Source organism: Variovorax sp. LjRoot84 (assembly GCF_964254305.1).
In the GTDB taxonomy this organism is placed as follows: domain Bacteria; phylum Pseudomonadota; class Gammaproteobacteria; order Burkholderiales; family Burkholderiaceae_C; genus Variovorax.
In genome coordinates, this window is the sequence record NZ_CAXUTE020000001.1 from 5,175,818 (window position 1) to 5,190,754 (window position 14,937).

Annotated in this window: 16 protein-coding genes; 8 read left to right on the forward strand and 8 right to left on the reverse strand. The window is 67.4% G+C overall.

The window, feature by feature from the left end; translation table 11 throughout:
- Positions 1-69: 69 nt before the first annotated feature.
- Positions 70-1,530 carry a metalloprotease TldD gene (gene tldD, locus ACSQ9I_RS25585; RefSeq protein WP_436314938.1) on the reverse strand — a complete coding sequence of 487 codons (1,461 nt, stop codon included), beginning with the start codon at positions 1,528-1,530 and terminating at the stop codon, positions 70-72.
- Positions 1,531-1,563: 33 nt separating this feature from the next.
- A complete protein-coding gene (rodA, locus tag ACSQ9I_RS25590) occupies positions 1,564-2,718 on the reverse strand; it encodes a rod shape-determining protein RodA (RefSeq protein ID WP_093104041.1) in 1,155 nt (384 codons plus the stop codon).
- A gap of 49 nt (positions 2,719-2,767) precedes the next feature.
- On the opposite strand from rodA, the gene ACSQ9I_RS25595 reads away from it, so the two are divergent.
- The 8 genes from ACSQ9I_RS25595 to ruvC all read left to right on the forward strand — a co-directional run bounded on the left by ACSQ9I_RS25595 (position 2,768) and on the right by ruvC (position 10,428).
- Complete coding sequence (locus ACSQ9I_RS25595) at positions 2,768-3,364, forward strand: YqiA/YcfP family alpha/beta fold hydrolase (RefSeq protein ID WP_436314939.1); 597 nt, start codon at positions 2,768-2,770, stop codon at positions 3,362-3,364.
- Positions 3,365-3,413: 49 nt separating this feature from the next.
- Complete coding sequence (locus ACSQ9I_RS25600) at positions 3,414-5,477, forward strand: ribonuclease catalytic domain-containing protein (protein WP_436314940.1); 2,064 nt, start codon at positions 3,414-3,416, stop codon at positions 5,475-5,477.
- Entirely contained in the window at positions 5,474-6,337 is an 864-nt protein-coding gene (locus ACSQ9I_RS25605; RefSeq protein WP_093104036.1) for an energy transducer TonB, read from the forward strand. Before ACSQ9I_RS25600 ends, ACSQ9I_RS25605 begins: the two co-directional genes overlap by 4 nt.
- Positions 6,338-6,339: 2 nt before the next feature.
- Positions 6,340-7,182, forward strand: a complete 843-nt coding sequence (gene aroE / locus ACSQ9I_RS25610; RefSeq protein ID WP_436314941.1) for a shikimate dehydrogenase — start codon at positions 6,340-6,342, stop codon at positions 7,180-7,182.
- On the forward strand, positions 7,179-7,928 hold the full coding sequence (locus tag ACSQ9I_RS25615) for a transglycosylase domain-containing protein (RefSeq protein ID WP_436314942.1): 750 nt from the start codon (positions 7,179-7,181) through the stop codon (positions 7,926-7,928). Before aroE ends, ACSQ9I_RS25615 begins: the two co-directional genes overlap by 4 nt.
- A gap of 118 nt (positions 7,929-8,046) precedes the next feature.
- A complete protein-coding gene (locus ACSQ9I_RS25620; protein WP_436309736.1) occupies positions 8,047-8,805 on the forward strand; it encodes a lysophospholipid acyltransferase family protein in 759 nt (252 codons plus the stop codon).
- The gene (locus tag ACSQ9I_RS25625; RefSeq protein WP_436305447.1) at positions 8,802-9,872 is read left to right on the forward strand and encodes a phosphatidate cytidylyltransferase; all 1,071 of its coding nucleotides are present in this window, start codon (positions 8,802-8,804) and stop codon (positions 9,870-9,872) included. Before ACSQ9I_RS25620 ends, ACSQ9I_RS25625 begins: the two co-directional genes overlap by 4 nt.
- A gap of 7 nt (positions 9,873-9,879) precedes the next feature.
- Positions 9,880-10,428, forward strand: a complete 549-nt coding sequence (gene ruvC / locus ACSQ9I_RS25630; protein ID WP_436314943.1) for a crossover junction endodeoxyribonuclease RuvC — start codon at positions 9,880-9,882, stop codon at positions 10,426-10,428.
- A gap of 10 nt (positions 10,429-10,438) precedes the next feature.
- On the opposite strand, the gene ACSQ9I_RS25635 is transcribed toward ruvC, so the two are convergent.
- From ACSQ9I_RS25635 to ftsA, 6 genes are all read right to left on the reverse strand, one after another.
- Complete coding sequence (locus ACSQ9I_RS25635; protein WP_436314944.1) at positions 10,439-10,837, reverse strand: PIN domain-containing protein; 399 nt, start codon at positions 10,835-10,837, stop codon at positions 10,439-10,441.
- Entirely contained in the window at positions 10,834-11,094 is a 261-nt protein-coding gene (locus ACSQ9I_RS25640; RefSeq protein WP_170855529.1) for an AbrB/MazE/SpoVT family DNA-binding domain-containing protein, read from the reverse strand. Before ACSQ9I_RS25640 ends, ACSQ9I_RS25635 begins: the two co-directional genes overlap by 4 nt.
- A 35-nt stretch (positions 11,095-11,129) precedes the next feature.
- On the reverse strand, positions 11,130-11,306 hold the full coding sequence (locus ACSQ9I_RS25645) for a hypothetical protein (RefSeq protein ID WP_170855528.1): 177 nt from the start codon (positions 11,304-11,306) through the stop codon (positions 11,130-11,132).
- 18 nt (positions 11,307-11,324) lie between these two features.
- A complete protein-coding gene (lpxC, locus tag ACSQ9I_RS25650; RefSeq protein WP_093104026.1) occupies positions 11,325-12,248 on the reverse strand; it encodes a UDP-3-O-acyl-N-acetylglucosamine deacetylase in 924 nt (307 codons plus the stop codon).
- A gap of 78 nt (positions 12,249-12,326) precedes the next feature.
- Positions 12,327-13,535 (reverse strand): cell division protein FtsZ, encoded by a 1,209-nt coding sequence (gene ftsZ, locus ACSQ9I_RS25655; protein ID WP_093104025.1) that lies wholly within the window; start codon positions 13,533-13,535, stop codon positions 12,327-12,329.
- A gap of 158 nt (positions 13,536-13,693) precedes the next feature.
- Positions 13,694-14,923 (reverse strand): cell division protein FtsA, encoded by a 1,230-nt coding sequence (gene ftsA / locus ACSQ9I_RS25660; RefSeq protein WP_214697744.1) that lies wholly within the window; start codon positions 14,921-14,923, stop codon positions 13,694-13,696.
- Between the last annotated feature and the right edge of the window lie 14 nt (positions 14,924-14,937).

A 14,937-nucleotide genomic window follows, 5' to 3' on the forward strand; every position in this document is an offset into this window, starting at 1 on the left:
ACGCGACGCGCGAAGACATAGGAGCCGAATGTAGCACAGGGTTTTGGGCTCGGCTGTTGTTTGCGGGCGTCAGGCGGTGCCGCCGACGGTCAGGCCGTCGATGCGCAGCGTGGGCTGGCCGACGCCGACCGGCACGCTCTGGCCTTCCTTGCCGCAGGTGCCGACGCCCGTATCGAGCGCCATGTCGTTGCCGATCATCGTCACGCGCGTCAGCGCATCGGGACCGTTGCCGACCAGGGTGGCGCCCTTCACCGGATACTGGATCTTGCCGTTCTCCACCCAGTAGGCTTCGCTGGCCGAGAACACGAACTTGCCGCTCGTGATGTCGACCTGGCCGCCGCCGAAGTTGGTGGCGTAGAGGCCTTTCTTGATGCTGGCGACGATTTCTTCCGGCACCCTGTCGCCGCCCAGCATGTAGGTGTTGGTCATGCGCGGCATCGGTACGTGCGCGTAGCTCTCGCGGCGGCCGTTGCCGGTGGGCGGGACCTTCATCAGGCGCGCATTGAGCGAATCCTGGATGTAGCCCTTCAGGATGCCGTCCTCGATCAGCACATTGCGCTGCGTCGCGTTGCCTTCGTCGTCGACGTTGAGCGAGCCGCGGCGGTCGGCGATGGTGCCGTCGTCCAGCACGGTCACGCCCTTGGCCGCCACGCGCTCGCCGATGCGGCCCGAGAAGGCGCTCGACCCCTTGCGGTTGAAGTCGCCTTCCAGCCCGTGGCCGATGGCCTCGTGCAGCAGGATGCCGGGCCAGCCCGGGCCGAGCACCACGGTCATCTCGCCCGCGGGCGCGGGACGCGATTCCAGGTTGGTGAGCGCCTGCTGGACGGCCTGGTCGACGTACTCGGCAATCTGCGCATCGTCGAAATAGGCGAGGCCGAAGCGGCCGCCGCCGCCGCCCGAGCCCACCTCGCGGCGGCCGTTCTGCTCGGCGATCACCGTGACCGACAGCCGCACCAGCGGCCGCACGTCGGCCGCCAGCGTGCCGTCGGCGCGCGCGACCAGCACCACGTCGTATTCGCTCGCGAGGCCGGCCATCACTTGCGCGACGCGCGGATCCCTGGAACGCGCGAGCTTCTCGACCTTGCCGAGCAACTCGACCTTGGCGGTGCTGTCGAGCGTCGAGATCGGGTCTACGCCGCCATAGAGCGAACGGCTCGTCGCGACCGTGCGCACCGGAGCCTTCACCCGCCCGTTGCGCCCGGCAGCGGAAATGGTGCGCACGGTGCGCGCCGCATCGAGCAGCGAGGCCTCGGAGATGTCGTCCGAATAGGCGAAGGCCGTCTTCTCGCCGCTGACCGCGCGAACGCCGACGCCCTGGTCGATGCTGAAGCTGCCGGTCTTGACGATGCCCTCCTCCAGGCTCCAGCCCTCGCTGCGCGTGTACTGGAAGTAGAGGTCGGCGTCGTCCACCTTGTGGGCGGTGATTTCGGCCAGGGCGCGCGACAGGTGCGACTCGTCGAGGCCGAAGGGCGTGAGCAGGAGCTGCTGCGCCGTGGCGAGGCGCTCGATGGTGGGTTCGCGTGAAATCATCGAAGGATTCTAGGCTCGCACCCCGAATGGCGCTCAGGACTGCATCAGCCGCTTGGCGCGCGAAATGGACATCAGGATGCCGAGCCCCAGGCCGAGCGTCACCATCGCGGTGCCGCCATAGCTGATGAAGGGCAAAGGCACGCCGACCACGGGCAGGATGCCGCTCACCATGCCCATGTTCACGAAGGCGTAGGTGAAGAAGATCATCGTCATCGCGCCGGCCAGCAGGCGGGAGAACAGCGTCGGCGCATCCAGCGCGATCGCGAGGCCGCGAAAGATCAGGAAGACGAAGGCCGCGATCAGCGCCAGATTGCCGATGAGACCGAATTCCTCGGAATAAGCCGCGAAGATGAAGTCGGTGGTGCGCTCGGGAATGAACTCCAGGTGCGTCTGCGTGCCCTGCATGAAACCCTTGCCGCCGACGCCGCCGGAGCCGATGGCGATCATGCCCTGGATGATGTGGAAGCCCTTGCCCAGCGGGTCTTTGGTCGGGTCGAGCAGCGTGCAGATGCGCTGCTTCTGGTAGTCGTGCAGCACGCGCCAGTCGACGCCGTCGGCGCACAGCTGCGACTCGAAGCCGACGATCAGCGCCACCGCGACCAGCCCGATCACCACCGGCGGCACGATCAGTTTCCACGAGAGCCCGGCGAAGAAGATCACCGACAGGCCGGCCGCCAGCACCAGCAGCGAGGTGCCCAGGTCGGGCTGCTTCATGATCAGGCCGACCGGCACGGCCAAGAGCACGGTGGCGACCACGAAGTCGAGCGTGCGCAACTGGCCCTCGCGGCGCTGGAACCACCAGGCCAGCATCAGGGGCATCGCGATCTTCAGGATTTCGCTCGGCTGGATCACCATGCCGACATTGATCCAGCGCGTGGCGCCCTTCTTGGTGATGCCGAACAGCGCCACCGCGATCAGCAGCCCCACGCCCAGGGCGTAGAGCGGCACGGCAAAGAACATCAGGCGCTGCGGCGGCACCTGCGCCACCACGAACATGATGAAGCCGGCCAGGAGCATGTTGCGGCCGTGGTCCGCGAAGCGCGAGCCATGGTCGAAACCCGACGAATACATGGTCAGCATGCCGGCGCAGGCCAGCAGCAGCACGGCGAAAGCGAGAAAGCCGTCGAAGCCCTGGAACACGGGGACGATGCGACGCGCGAGCGACGGCTGGTTGAACACGGCTGACATGGGCGCGGATTATCCGCGTCCCGGCGCGCTTCCGTAACAATCCAGCAGCATGAACCCGTTGCCCACCACCCATTTGTTGTATCTCCATGGCTTTCGCTCCTCGCCGCTGTCGACCAAGGCGCGGCAGATGGCGCAGCGCGTGGCCGAACGGCACCCGCAACTGCAGTGGTGGTGCCCGCAACTGCCGCCCTCCCCCCGCGAGGCCATCGAACTCGTGATGAACGGCATCGCGCCATGGCCGCGCAGCTCGATGGCGGTCGTGGGTTCCTCGCTCGGCGGCTTCTACGCCACCCATGTGACCGGCATGACGGACTGCCGCGCCGTGCTGCTGAACCCCGCGGTCCATCCGGCACGCGACCTGGCGAACTACATCGGCGAGCAGAGCTCCTGGCACGACCCGGCCGAGCACTTTTTTTTCCGGCCCGAGTACATCGATCAACTGCGTGCGCTCGAACTCGGGCCGCTGGCACAGCCCGAGCAGGTCTTCGCCGTCATCGCCAAGGGCGACGAGCTCCTGGACTGGCGCGAGATGTCGGCCCGCTACCCCGGAAGCCGCATCAAGCTGCTCGAGGGCAGCGACCATGCGCTGTCCGATTTCGAGCGCCATCACCTGGCCGATGTGATGGCCTTCATCGACCCGGCCTGAACGCGGTCCGCGGCCGGCGTTCATCGCCGCGCATGGGACAATCCGCGCCATGTTTGTTTTGTTCGAAGAAGCCGGCAAGTACCTCGGCGGCCGCGTGTTGTCGGAGGCCGAGGCCTCGGCGCAGGTCGAGCTCGAGTCCGGCAAACGCGTCAAGGTCAAGGGCGCCAACATCGTGCTGCGCTTCGAGAAGCCGGCTCCGGCCGAATTGCTGGCCGAAGCGCGCACCCTGGCCGCCGGCATGGATCTCGACCTGGCCTGGGAATTCGCGCCCGAAGGCGAGTTCGCCTTTGCCGAGCTCGCGGTTGACTACTTTCAGGCTCATCCGACGCTGGCGCAGCAGGCCGCCGCGCTGCTGGCGCTGTTCGAGGCGCCGCACTATTTCCGCCGCGCGGGCAAGGGCCGCTTCAAGAAGGCGCCGGCCGAGATCGTGCAGCAGGCGTTGGCCGCTATCGAGAAGAAAAAAGCGGTACAGGCGCAGATCGCCGAATGGTCCGCGCAGCTGGCGCAAGGCGTTTGCCCTGCGCCGGTGCGCGAGCAGCTCTTCAAGATCCTCTTCCGGCCCGACAAGAACGCGCCCGAGTACAAGGCCGTGGTCGAAGCCGCGCGTGCGACGCAGCGGCCGCCGCTCGAGTTGCTCAAGCAGGCGGGCGCGATCGATTCGCCCTACCAGTTCCACTGGCGCCGCTTCCTGTTCGAGAACTTCCCCAAGGGCACCGGCTTCCCGGCCCTGCAAGCGCCAGCCATCACCGACGAACTGCCGCTCGCCGAGGTGCAGGCCTTCTCGATCGACGATTCGCAGACCACCGAGATCGACGATGCGCTCTCGGTCACGGGCCTCGGCAGCGGCACGGTGCGCGTCGGCATCCACATCGCGGCGCCCGGCCTGGCGCTGGCGCCGGGCAGCCCGATCGACCAAGTGGCGCGCGCGCGCATGTCGACGGTCTACATGCCGGGCCACAAGATCACCATGCTGCCCGACGACGTGGTGGAGGCCTACACCCTGCAGGAAGGGCGCGACTGCCCGGCCGTCTCGCTCTACGCCAGCTTCGACGAAGCGACGCTGGAACTGAAAGGCGCAGAGACCCAGCTCGAGCGCGTGCCGATCGTGGCCAACCTGCGCCATGATCAGCTCGATGGCGTCGTCACGCAGGGCTGGCTCGAAGATGCCTCGGTGGACGGCGAGAACACGCCCGAGGTCGCGAAACGCGCGCGCGCCCCGCTGTCCTTCCTGTTCCGCCTCGCGAAGCAGCTGAAAGCGCAGCGCGAAGTGGTGCGCGGCAAGCCCGAGAGCTTCAACCGGCCCGACTACAACTTCCGACTGATCGGCAACGACAGCGAACCCACCGGCAACGAGCAGGTGCAGATCAGCACCCGCCAGCGCGGCGCACCGCTCGACCTGATCGTTTCCGAGGCCATGATCCTGGCCAACAGCAGCTGGGGCGGCTGGCTCGGCGAACTCGGCGTGCCCGGCCTCTACCGCAGCCAGGCCAGCCTGGCGCCCGGCATCAAGGTGCGCATGGGCACGCGGGCCCTGCCGCATGCCGGCCTCGGCGTGAAGAGCTACGCCTGGAGCACCTCGCCGCTGCGCCGCTACACCGACCTCGTGAACCAGTGGCAGATCATCGCGGCCGCGCGCCACGGCAAGACCGCGGCGTTGGCTGCGCCTTTCAAGCCCAAGGACGCCGACCTGTTCTCGATCCTCTCGGGTTTCGACGCGGCCTACGCCGCCTACAACGCCCACCAGGGCGGCATGGAGCGCTTCTGGACGCTCAAGTACCTCCAGCAGCGGGGCATCGCCGAACTCGACGCGACCCTGATCAAGGACGTGGGCAACGGCGCCCTGGTGCGCGCCGACACGCTGCCGCTGGTGTTCCAGGTCACCGGCACCCAAGGCTTGATGCGCGGCGCTCGCGTGCGCGTCAGGCTCGGTGAGATCGACGAGATCGCGCTCGACGTGCACGGCACCGTCATCGAGCGCCTCGATGCGGCGCCGGCCGAAGCTGCCGCGGAAGACGAGAGCGGCGAGGACGAGGAAGAAGTGGCCGGGCCGATCGCCATTGCGGTCGACCTCGCCGACAGCGACGAGGCTGCCCCGGAGAAGGTAACAGCATGAACCTGCGCGACCTGAGCAGCCTGCAGATCGCGCTCGGCCTGTCGGTCGCGGCGCACGCGCTGCTGCTCGGGCTGCGCTTTGCCGACCCGGAGACTTTCAACCGCGTGTTCACCGAAACGCCGCTCGAGGTCATCCTGGTCAACGCCAAGACCAACGAGCGCCCCGACAAGGCCCGGGCCATCGCCCAGACCTCGCTGGCCGGCGGCGGCGATCTCGAACGCGGCCGCGCCACCAGCCCGCTGCCGCCCTCCACCTTCACCGCCGTCGGCGACTCGATGGAAGACGCGCAGCGCCAGGTGGAGGCGATGCAGGCGCAGCAGATGCTGCTTTTGGCGCAGATCAAGCAGCAGCTCGCCGCCATGCCGATGCCCGACCCGCGCAACCAGGGCAGCCCGAGCGAGAACGCGGCGCGCGAGGAAAAGCGCCGCCAGCTGATCAAGATGCTGGCCGAGATCGAACGCCGCGTGAACGAAGAGAACGCGCGGCCCAAGAAGCGCTATCTGAGCCCGGCGACCCGCGAAGCCACGTATGCCGTCTACGTCGACGCGCTGCGCAGGCGCATCGAGCAACGCGGCACCGAGAACTTCCCCGAGCTCGCCGGCAAGAAACTGTACGGCGAGCTCACGATGATGGTGACCGTCAACTTCGACGGCTCGATCCTCGGCACCGAGGTCATCGAAGGTTCGGGCAACCAGGCCTTGGACCGGCGCGCCCAGGCGATCGTGCGCAGCATCGGCAATTTCGGCAAGTTCACCGACGCGATGCGCCGGCAGACCGACCAGATCGTGCTGCCCTCGCGCTTCAAGTTCACCCGCGACGAGACGCTCGAAACCCAGGTGTCTTCCTCATCGAGGCAATGAGCATGGACCAGTACTGCGTGATGGGCAATCCGGTGGAGCACAGCCGCTCGCCGTGGATCCATGCGCGCTTTGCCGAACTGACGGGCCAGACGCTGGACTACGGCCGCCGGCTGGTGCCGATCGACGGCTTCGACGAAGCGGTGGCGGCCTTCCGCGCCGAACCGGCCGGCACCGCGCGCGGCTGCAACATCACCGTGCCCTTCAAGTTCGACGCGGCGGCGCTGGCCCAGCACCTGAGCCCGCGCGCCGCGCTGGCGCGCGCCGTCAATGTGCTGAGCTTCGAGGAAGACGGCATTCATGGCGACAACAGCGACGGCGCCGGCCTCGTCAACGACATCACGGTCCATGCAGGGGTGTCGCTCGCCGGCAGCGAGCTGCTGCTGCTCGGCGCCGGCGGTGCCGCGGCCGGCGTGCTGGGCCCGCTGCTGGAAGCCGGCCCGCGCCGCGTGGTGGTCGCCAACCGCACGCTGGCCAAGGCCATCACGCTGGTGCAGCGCCATGCGGCGCTCGCGCTTGCGCACCACGTCACGCTGGAAGCACAGGAACTGCACGCGGTGCCCGGCAACTTCGACATCGTGGTGAACGCCACGGCCTCGAGCCTGGCGGGCGGCGAAGTGCCGGTCGCGGCGAGCGTGCTGAAGCGCGGCGCGCTGGCGGTCGACATGATGTACGGCCCGGCCGCCGCGGGCTTCATGAACTGGGCGCGCGACCACGGCGCCGTGCCGCGCGACGGCCTCGGCATGCTGGTCGAGCAGGCGGCCGAGGCCTTTGCGCTCTGGCGCGGCGTGCGGCCGCCCGCGGCACAGGTGCTGGCCGAGCTGCGCGCCATTGTTGATCGGACGTGAAAGCGCTTCTTCGCTGGGCGCTGTGCCTGATCGTCGCGGGCTTCGCGCTCGAAGTCTTTTTCATCGCGCGCATCGCCGCGATGGCGGCGATCGATCCGCAGTCCTCCGCCTTCCAGCGCTCCGAGGCCTGGCAACTCGCCACCGAGGGGCGCAGCAATGGGGAACGGGACTGGAAGCAGCGCTGGGTCCCCTACACGCAGATCTCCGACACGCTCAAGCGCGCGGTGATCGCCAGCGAAGACGACCAGTTCATCTACCACCAGGGTGTCGAGTGGGAAGCGATCGAGCGCGCGCGCCAGCGCAATGCCAAGGCCGAGCAGATCGCCGCGCGGCGTGCCGCCAAGATGCGGGCACGCGGCAAGGAACCGCGCCCGCCCCAGCTGCGCGGCGGTTCGACCATCACCCAGCAGCTCGCGAAGAACCTGCTGCTCTCGGGCGAGCGCACGCTGCTGCGCAAGGGCCAGGAGCTGGTGCTGGCCACGGCACTGGAGCTTCTGCTCGACAAGGAACGCATCCTCGAGATCTACCTCAACAGCGTGGAATGGGGCGAAGGCGTGTTCGGCGCCGAAGCGGCCGCACAGCACTACTTCAGGAAGCCGGCCGCGCGGCTTAGCGCCGGCGAAGCGGCGCGGCTCGCGGTGATGCTGCCGAGCCCCAAGTGGTACGAACGCCGGTCCGGCTCGGCCTATCTCTCGGGCCGCGCGGCCACGATCGCGGCGCGCATGCCGTCGGCGGAACTGCCCTGAGTTCCCCAAACCGTTCGGGCTGAGCCTGTCGAAGCCTTGCGCAGCCCTTCGACCCTTCGACAAGCTCAGGACAGGCCAAGCTCTGGGTGAACGGGTTCGGGCCCGTATCATCGCCGCCATGCTTGCAAAGTTCACGGGGTGGGCCCTGCTGGTCGTGATCCGGCTCCTCACCGGCGCCCAGGCGCGCTGGTGGGGCTGCCCGCCCAAGGCCGAGCAGCGCATCTATTTCGCCAACCACCAGAGCCATCTCGACCTGGTGATGATCTGGGCCGCGCTGCCCGAAGAACTGCGCAGCATCACGCGGCCGATCGCGGCGCGCGACTACTGGGCCACGACGCCCTTCAAGCGCTGGATCACGACCGAAGTGTTCAATGCGATCTATGTGGAGCGTGGCGGCAGCGCGCCGGTTCCGCCGCCCACCGCGGCGCCAGGGCCCGCGGAGCGCATCGAGCCCTCGTTCGACGGGGTGGTGCAAACGGAACTGCCGCTCGCGCCGCCGGCGGCCGAGATCGCGGAACCGGCGGCTGCGGTAGTGCCCGGCAGCGCCGAAGCCCTCGCGCCGCTGCAGCCCCTGATCGAGGCGCTGCAGAGCGGCGACTCGATCATCATCTTTCCCGAGGGCACGCGCGGCCACACGGGCGAGCCGCAGAAGTTCAAGTCGGGCCTCTTCGCGCTGGCCCAGATGTTCCCGGAGGCGGTGCTGGTGCCGGCCTGGATCGACAACGTGCAGCGCGTGATGCCCAAGGGCGAGGTCGTGCCGGTGCCCATTCTTTGCTCGGTCACTTTCGGCGAGCCGGTTCGCCTCGAAGAAGGTGAAGAGCGCCGGCCCTTCCTCGATCGGGCGCGCGAAGCGGTCGTCGCGCTGCGCTACGTATGAACGAATACCTGCGCCATCTCGCGCCGAACCACCAGGTCGCGGCCCTGTTCCTGATCGTCTTCGGCCTGCTCGTCATCGTCAGCACCGTGGCCTTCCTGCTGACCTTCAGGGAGCGCCGCAACCCGGTGCACGACGAGACCTGGCAACGCGAACTGCTGCACTTCCTCACCCTGCTGCGCACCACCTGGGTCATGGTGGTGATCTTCTGGATCGGCTGGGCGCTGGGCGAAACGGTCGCCACCGTGCTGTTCGCGCTGATCTCTTTCTTCGCGCTGCGCGAGTTCATCACGCTGTCACCGACGCGGCGCGGCGACCATCGCAGCCTGATCCTGGCCTTCTTCGTCGTACTGCCGATCCAGTTCTGGCTGGTCGCAACCGCGCACTTCGACCTGTTCACCGTGTTCATCCCGGTCTATGTGTTCATCGCGATTCCCGTGGTGAGCGCGCTGGCCGACGACCCCAACCACTTCCTGGAACGCAACGCCAAGCTGCAGTGGGGCATCATGGTCTGCGTCTACGGCATGAGCCATGTGCCGGCGCTGCTCCTGCTGTCCTTTCCGGGCTACGAGGGCAAGAGCGCCTTCCTCGTGTTCTTCCTGGTGTTCGTGGTCCAGACCTGCGTGCTGACGCAGCATCTGATCTCGCGGCGCAGCACCATGCCCGGGGATGCTTCCGCACCGGCGCCCGAGGAACAGGCCAAGGCCCGGCTCGGCAAGCTCGGGCACTGGCTGTTCCGGCAGGAACCCGTCGCACCCCACGTGAGCCGCAGCTTCAACTGGACCAGCTGGGCGATCGGCATGGGCATCGCGAGCCTGGTCGGCGCGCTGTTCTCCTTCATCACGCCCTTCAAGTTCGCCCAGGCGCTCGCGGTGTCGCTGATCGCCTGCGTCGCCGGCTCGATGGGCCACCTCGTGATGAAGGCGCTCAAGCGTGACCGCGGCATTCCCAACTGGGGGCAACGCGGCGTCGGCGTGACGGGCGCCAACGGCCTGCTGGACCGCGTCGATGCGCTCTGCTTCGCGGCACCCGTGTTCTTCCATTCGGTGCGCTGGTATTTCGGCGCATAAGGCTCGCATGCGCATCCTCGGCATCGACCCCGGCTTGCAGACCACCGGCTTCGGCGTGGTGGACATGGACGGCCACACGCTGCGCTATGTCGCGAGCGGCACCATCAGCACCAAGCGCGTCGCGCAGGGCGAGCTGCCGGCCCGGCTGAAGGTGCTGTTCGACGGCATCTGCGAAGTCGTCGAGCGCTACAAGCCCGATGCAGCAGCGGTGGAGATCGTGTTCGTCAACGTCAATCCGCAATCGACCCTGCTGCTCGGGCAGGCGCGCGGCGCCTGCCTCACGGCGCTGGTGACGAGCAACCTGTCGGTCGCCGAATACACCGCGCTGCAGATGAAGCAGGCGGTCGCGGGCCACGGCAAGGCCGCGAAGGCGCAGGTGCAGGAGATGGTCAAGCGCTTGCTGCAACTACCCGGCCTGCCCGGCAGCGACGCGGCCGATGCGCTCGGCATCGCGATCACGCACGCCCATGTCGGCAGCTCGATGGCCCGACTCGGCCAGGCCGCGGTGCTCGCACGCAGCACCAACGGGATGTACAGGCAGGGGCGCACGCGCTGATTCGGGCGCGTCAGCGCAGCAACCGATGCGTTGGTGTTTTGGCCGCCTTCTTATCGAAGGTCAGCACCGGCGCGTAGCCGGCGGCCTGCGCACGCACGGCCAGCAGGTAGTCCGAAAAGTCGGCCGGACCAGCTTCGTACAGGCCAAGCGCCTGCCGAACCAGGCCCGGTGATTCGACCTTGAGTTGATCATGGTTCAGCAATGCGCTCATGGCTTGGTGAACAGCATCACGCGCGTAGCCATAGCTGCGCTCCAAGACCCAACTCAGCTCGCAAAGAACGCCGTGATCGACGTAAGCCGGTGAACGCGCGCTGGCGTTGTCGCGAAGCCAAGCTTCGGCTTTGGCCGCCTGCCGCGCATCGTCGTTGGTGAGGAGCCTCACCAACAGGTTGGTATCGAGCGCGATCACTTCGCCGTGCCGGGGCGATGTTTCTCGCCCAGGTGGGCTGCAACCCCAACGTCCATCTCTTCGACGGTCAGCGCCCGCTTGGGCCGCGCCAGCAGACCCCGCAGCGCCTTGACAGGCGTTGGTGTCGGCCTTTTCAGAACGATGGTGTCGTCGTCCACCACCGTCACCAGAAGCCGATCGCCTGCCTCCAGGCCTAGCCGCGCCCTGGCGGCACTTGGCAGCGTCATCTGGCCCTTTGATGTCAGGGTGGTTTGCATACTAACCTTCCTTACCAAAAGGTAAGGATATCAGGTCAAACCACGCGCTCCGCGATCAGCACCGCGAAGAAGCCGAAGGCCGCGAACAGCGTCCACTTGAGCACGATCCAGCCGAAGCGCTTGTACTTGGGCTGGCCGGTGCCGGCGAAGAAGGCGAAAGAGATGCCGGCCACCAGCAGAAGCAGCAGGATGGCCCAGCGAAACAGCAGCATCGTCTGGAAGGCCCCGCGCTACCAGGCGCGCGCGACTTCGGCGAAGCCAGCCGGCGCGCGACTCTGGTCGTCGAAAGTGACGATCTCGTAGGCGTCTTCGTGCGCGAGCAGTTCGCGCAGCAGCTTGTTGTTGAGCGCGTGGCCCGAGCGGAACGCGCTGTAGGCCGCGAGCAGCGGCCGGCCGATGACGTAGAGGTCGCCCATGGCGTCCAGAATCTTGTGCTTGACGAACTCGTCGTCGTAGCGCAGTCCGCCCGCATTCAGCACCTTGGTGTCGTCCATCACGATCGCGTTGTCGAGCCCGCCGCCGAGCGCCAGGCCCTTGGAGCGCATGTACTCGACCTCCTTGGTGAAGCCGAAGGTGCGCGCGCGTGCGATGTCGCGGCTGTACGAGCCCGACCCCAGGTCGAACTCGACGCGCTGGCCGGTCGAATTGACCACGCGATGATCGAAGTCGATCTCGAAGCTGAGCTTGTAGCCGTGGTAGGGCGAAAGCCGCGCCCACTTGGTATCGGCCCCCTCGCCTTCGCGCACCTCGACCGGCTTGGTGACGCGGATGAAGCGGCGCGGCGCCTTCTGCAGCTCGATGCCCGCGCTTTGCAGCAGGAACACGAAGGACGATGCCGAGCCGTCGAGGATCGGCACCTCGTCGGCGGTGATGTCGATCAGGAGGTTGTCGATGCCGAGGCCCGCGCAGGCCGACATCAGGTGCTCGACGGTCTGGACCTTGGCACCCTTGGACGACACGGTGGACGCGAGCCGCGTGTCGGTGACGGCCTCGGCCGTCATCGCGATCTCGACCGGTTCCGGCAGGTCGACGCGGCGGAACACGATGCCGGCATCGATGGGCGCCGGCCTGAGCGTGAGTTCCACGCGCTGCCCGCTGTGCAGCCCCACGCCGACCGCGCGGGTGATGGATTTGAGGGTACGTTGTTGGAGCACGGCAGCGATTTTAGGAGGGCGAGGCGCCCGGCGTGCCGTGCGCCTCGCTATGTCCGTGATAGCTGCCATCTGGGACGGTCAATCGGCCTGGCGGCGGAGAAAGGCCGGGATCTCGAAATCATCCATCCCACCCGAGGACAGCGCATCCACTTTGGCAGCGGCCATGGTGCGGTTGGTGCGCCACACGCTGGGCACCGCCATGCCGTCGTAGTTGGGCTGGCCGCTCGCATGCCCGTGGCCCGCGCCGCCGAGCGTCGGCACGTTGAACGGGATGTTGTCGGTGCCGGTGCGGATCACTTCCAGCGTCGGCGCCTGGCGGCGCGCATCCGCGCGCGAGAGGCCGGTCGCGACCACGGTCACGCGCATCTCGTCGCCCAGGTTGTCGTCGTAGGCAGCGCCGTAGATCACGTGCGCGTCCGGCGAAGCGTAGGCACGGATGGTGTTCATCGCGAGCTTCGATTCGCTGAGCTTCAACGAGGACTTCGACGCCGTCACCAGCACCAGCACGCCCTTGGCGCCCGAGAGGTCGATGCCTTCGAGCAGCGGGCAGGCCACGGCCTGTTCGGCGGCGATGCGCGCGCGGTCCGGGCCGGCGGCCGCGGCGGTGCCCATCATGGCCTTGCCGGGCTCGCCCATCACGGTGCGCACGTCTTCGAAGTCGACGTTCACGCCGCCGTACTCGTTGATGATTTCCGAGATGCCGCCGACCGCGTTCTTGAGCACGTCGTTGGCATGCGCAAAGGCCTCGTCCTGCGTGACGTCCTCGCCCAGCACGTCGAGCAGCTTCTCATTGAGCACCACGATCAGCGAATCGACATTCGCCTCGAGCTCGGCCAGGCCGGCATCGGCGTTGGTCATGCGGCGGCCGCCTTCCCAGTCGAAGGGCTTGGTCACCACGCCCACGGTGAGAATGCCCATCTCCTTGGCCACGCGCGCGATCACCGGCGCCGCGCCGGTGCCGGTGCCGCCGCCCATGCCGGCCGTGATGAACAGCATGTGCGCGCCGGCGATGGCTTCGCGGATGTCGTCGATCGCGGCTTCCGCGGCATCGCGCCCCTTCTCGGGCTTGCTGCCGGCGCCCAGCCCGTTGGTACCGAGCTGGATGGTCTTGTGCGCGTTGCTGCGCGAGAGCGCCTGCGCGTCGGTGTTGGCGCAGACGAACTGAACGCCCTGCACGCCGCGCTCCATCATGTGCGCGACCGCATTGCCGCCGCCGCCGCCGACGCCGATCACCTTGATCTGCGTGCCTAGGTTGAACTCTTCGATTTCGATCATTTCGATGGCCATTTCTGACTCCTTGGATATTTGCAGTTGCCGTGTATGTATGAGTGAATTTTTTCTAGGGAACCGTCAACGATCGAGCGGTGGGCCGGTTCGTCGCCATCGCTCGTTGAAATGACGTTGAGGACTTCCGCGTGCCAACCAAAGTGGGTAGAAGTTCATGATCAGAAGTTCCCCACGATGAAGTCCTTGAAGCGTCCGAAGGCCGTCTTGACAGAGCCGTTCTTCTGCGCCACCTTGAAGCCGCGCAGCCGCGCATAGCGCGCCTCCTCGAGCAGGCCCATCACGGTCGCGGCGCGCGGCTGCGCCACCATGTCCGACAACGCGCTCGAATACTTCGGGATGCCGCGCCGCACCGGCTTCAGGAAGATGTCTTCGCCGAGCTCGACCATGCCGGGCATCACGGCGCTGCCGCCGGTCAGCACCACGCCCGAGGAGAGCACCTCTTCGTAGCCCGACTCGCGCACCACCTGCTGCACCAGCGAGAAGATCTCTTCCACCCGCGGCTCGATCACGCCGGCCAGCGCCTGCTTGCTCAGCATGCGCGGCCCGCGGTCGCCCAGGCCGGGCACCTCGACCTGCGTGTCCGGATCGGCCAATAGCTGCTTGGCATAGCCGTTCTCGACCTTGATGTCCTCGGCGTCCTTGGTCGGCGTGCGCAGCGCCATCGCGATGTCGCTGGTGATCAGGTCGCCGGCGATCGGGATCACCGCCGTGTGGCGGATCGCACCATTGGTGAAGATCGCGACGTCAGTGGTGCCGGCGCCGATATCGACCAGCACCACGCCCAGCTCGCGCTCGTCCTCGGTCAGCACCGCCTGGCTGGAGGCCAGCGGGTTCAGCATCAGCTGGTCGACCTCCAGGCCGCAGCGGCGCACGCACTTGATGATGTTCTCGGCCGCGCTCTGGGCGCCGGTGACGATGTGCACCTTGGCCTCGAGACGCATGCCGCTCATGCCGATCGGCTCCTTCACGTCCTGGCCGTCGATCACGAACTCCTGCGGCTCCACCAAGAGCAGGCGCTGGTCGCTCGAGATGTTGATCGCGCGCGCCGTCTCCACCACGCGGGCCACGTCCGCCTGCGTGACTTCCTTGTCCTTGACCGCGACCATGCCGCTCGAGTTGATGCCGCGGATGTGGCTGCCGGTGATGCCGGTGTAGACGCGGCTGATCTTGCAGTCGGCCATCAGCTCGGCTTCCTTGAGCGCCTGCTGGATGCTCTGCACGGTGGCGTCGATGTTCACCACCACGCCGCGCTTGAGCCCGTTGCTGGGCGCAATGCCGAGCCCGGCCAGCTTGAGCTCGCCGTTGGGCAGCACTTCGGCCACCACCGCCATCACCTTGGCGGTGCCGATGTCGAGTCCGACAACCAGGTCTTTGTATTCCTTGGACATGAAGCTTCCTCAGT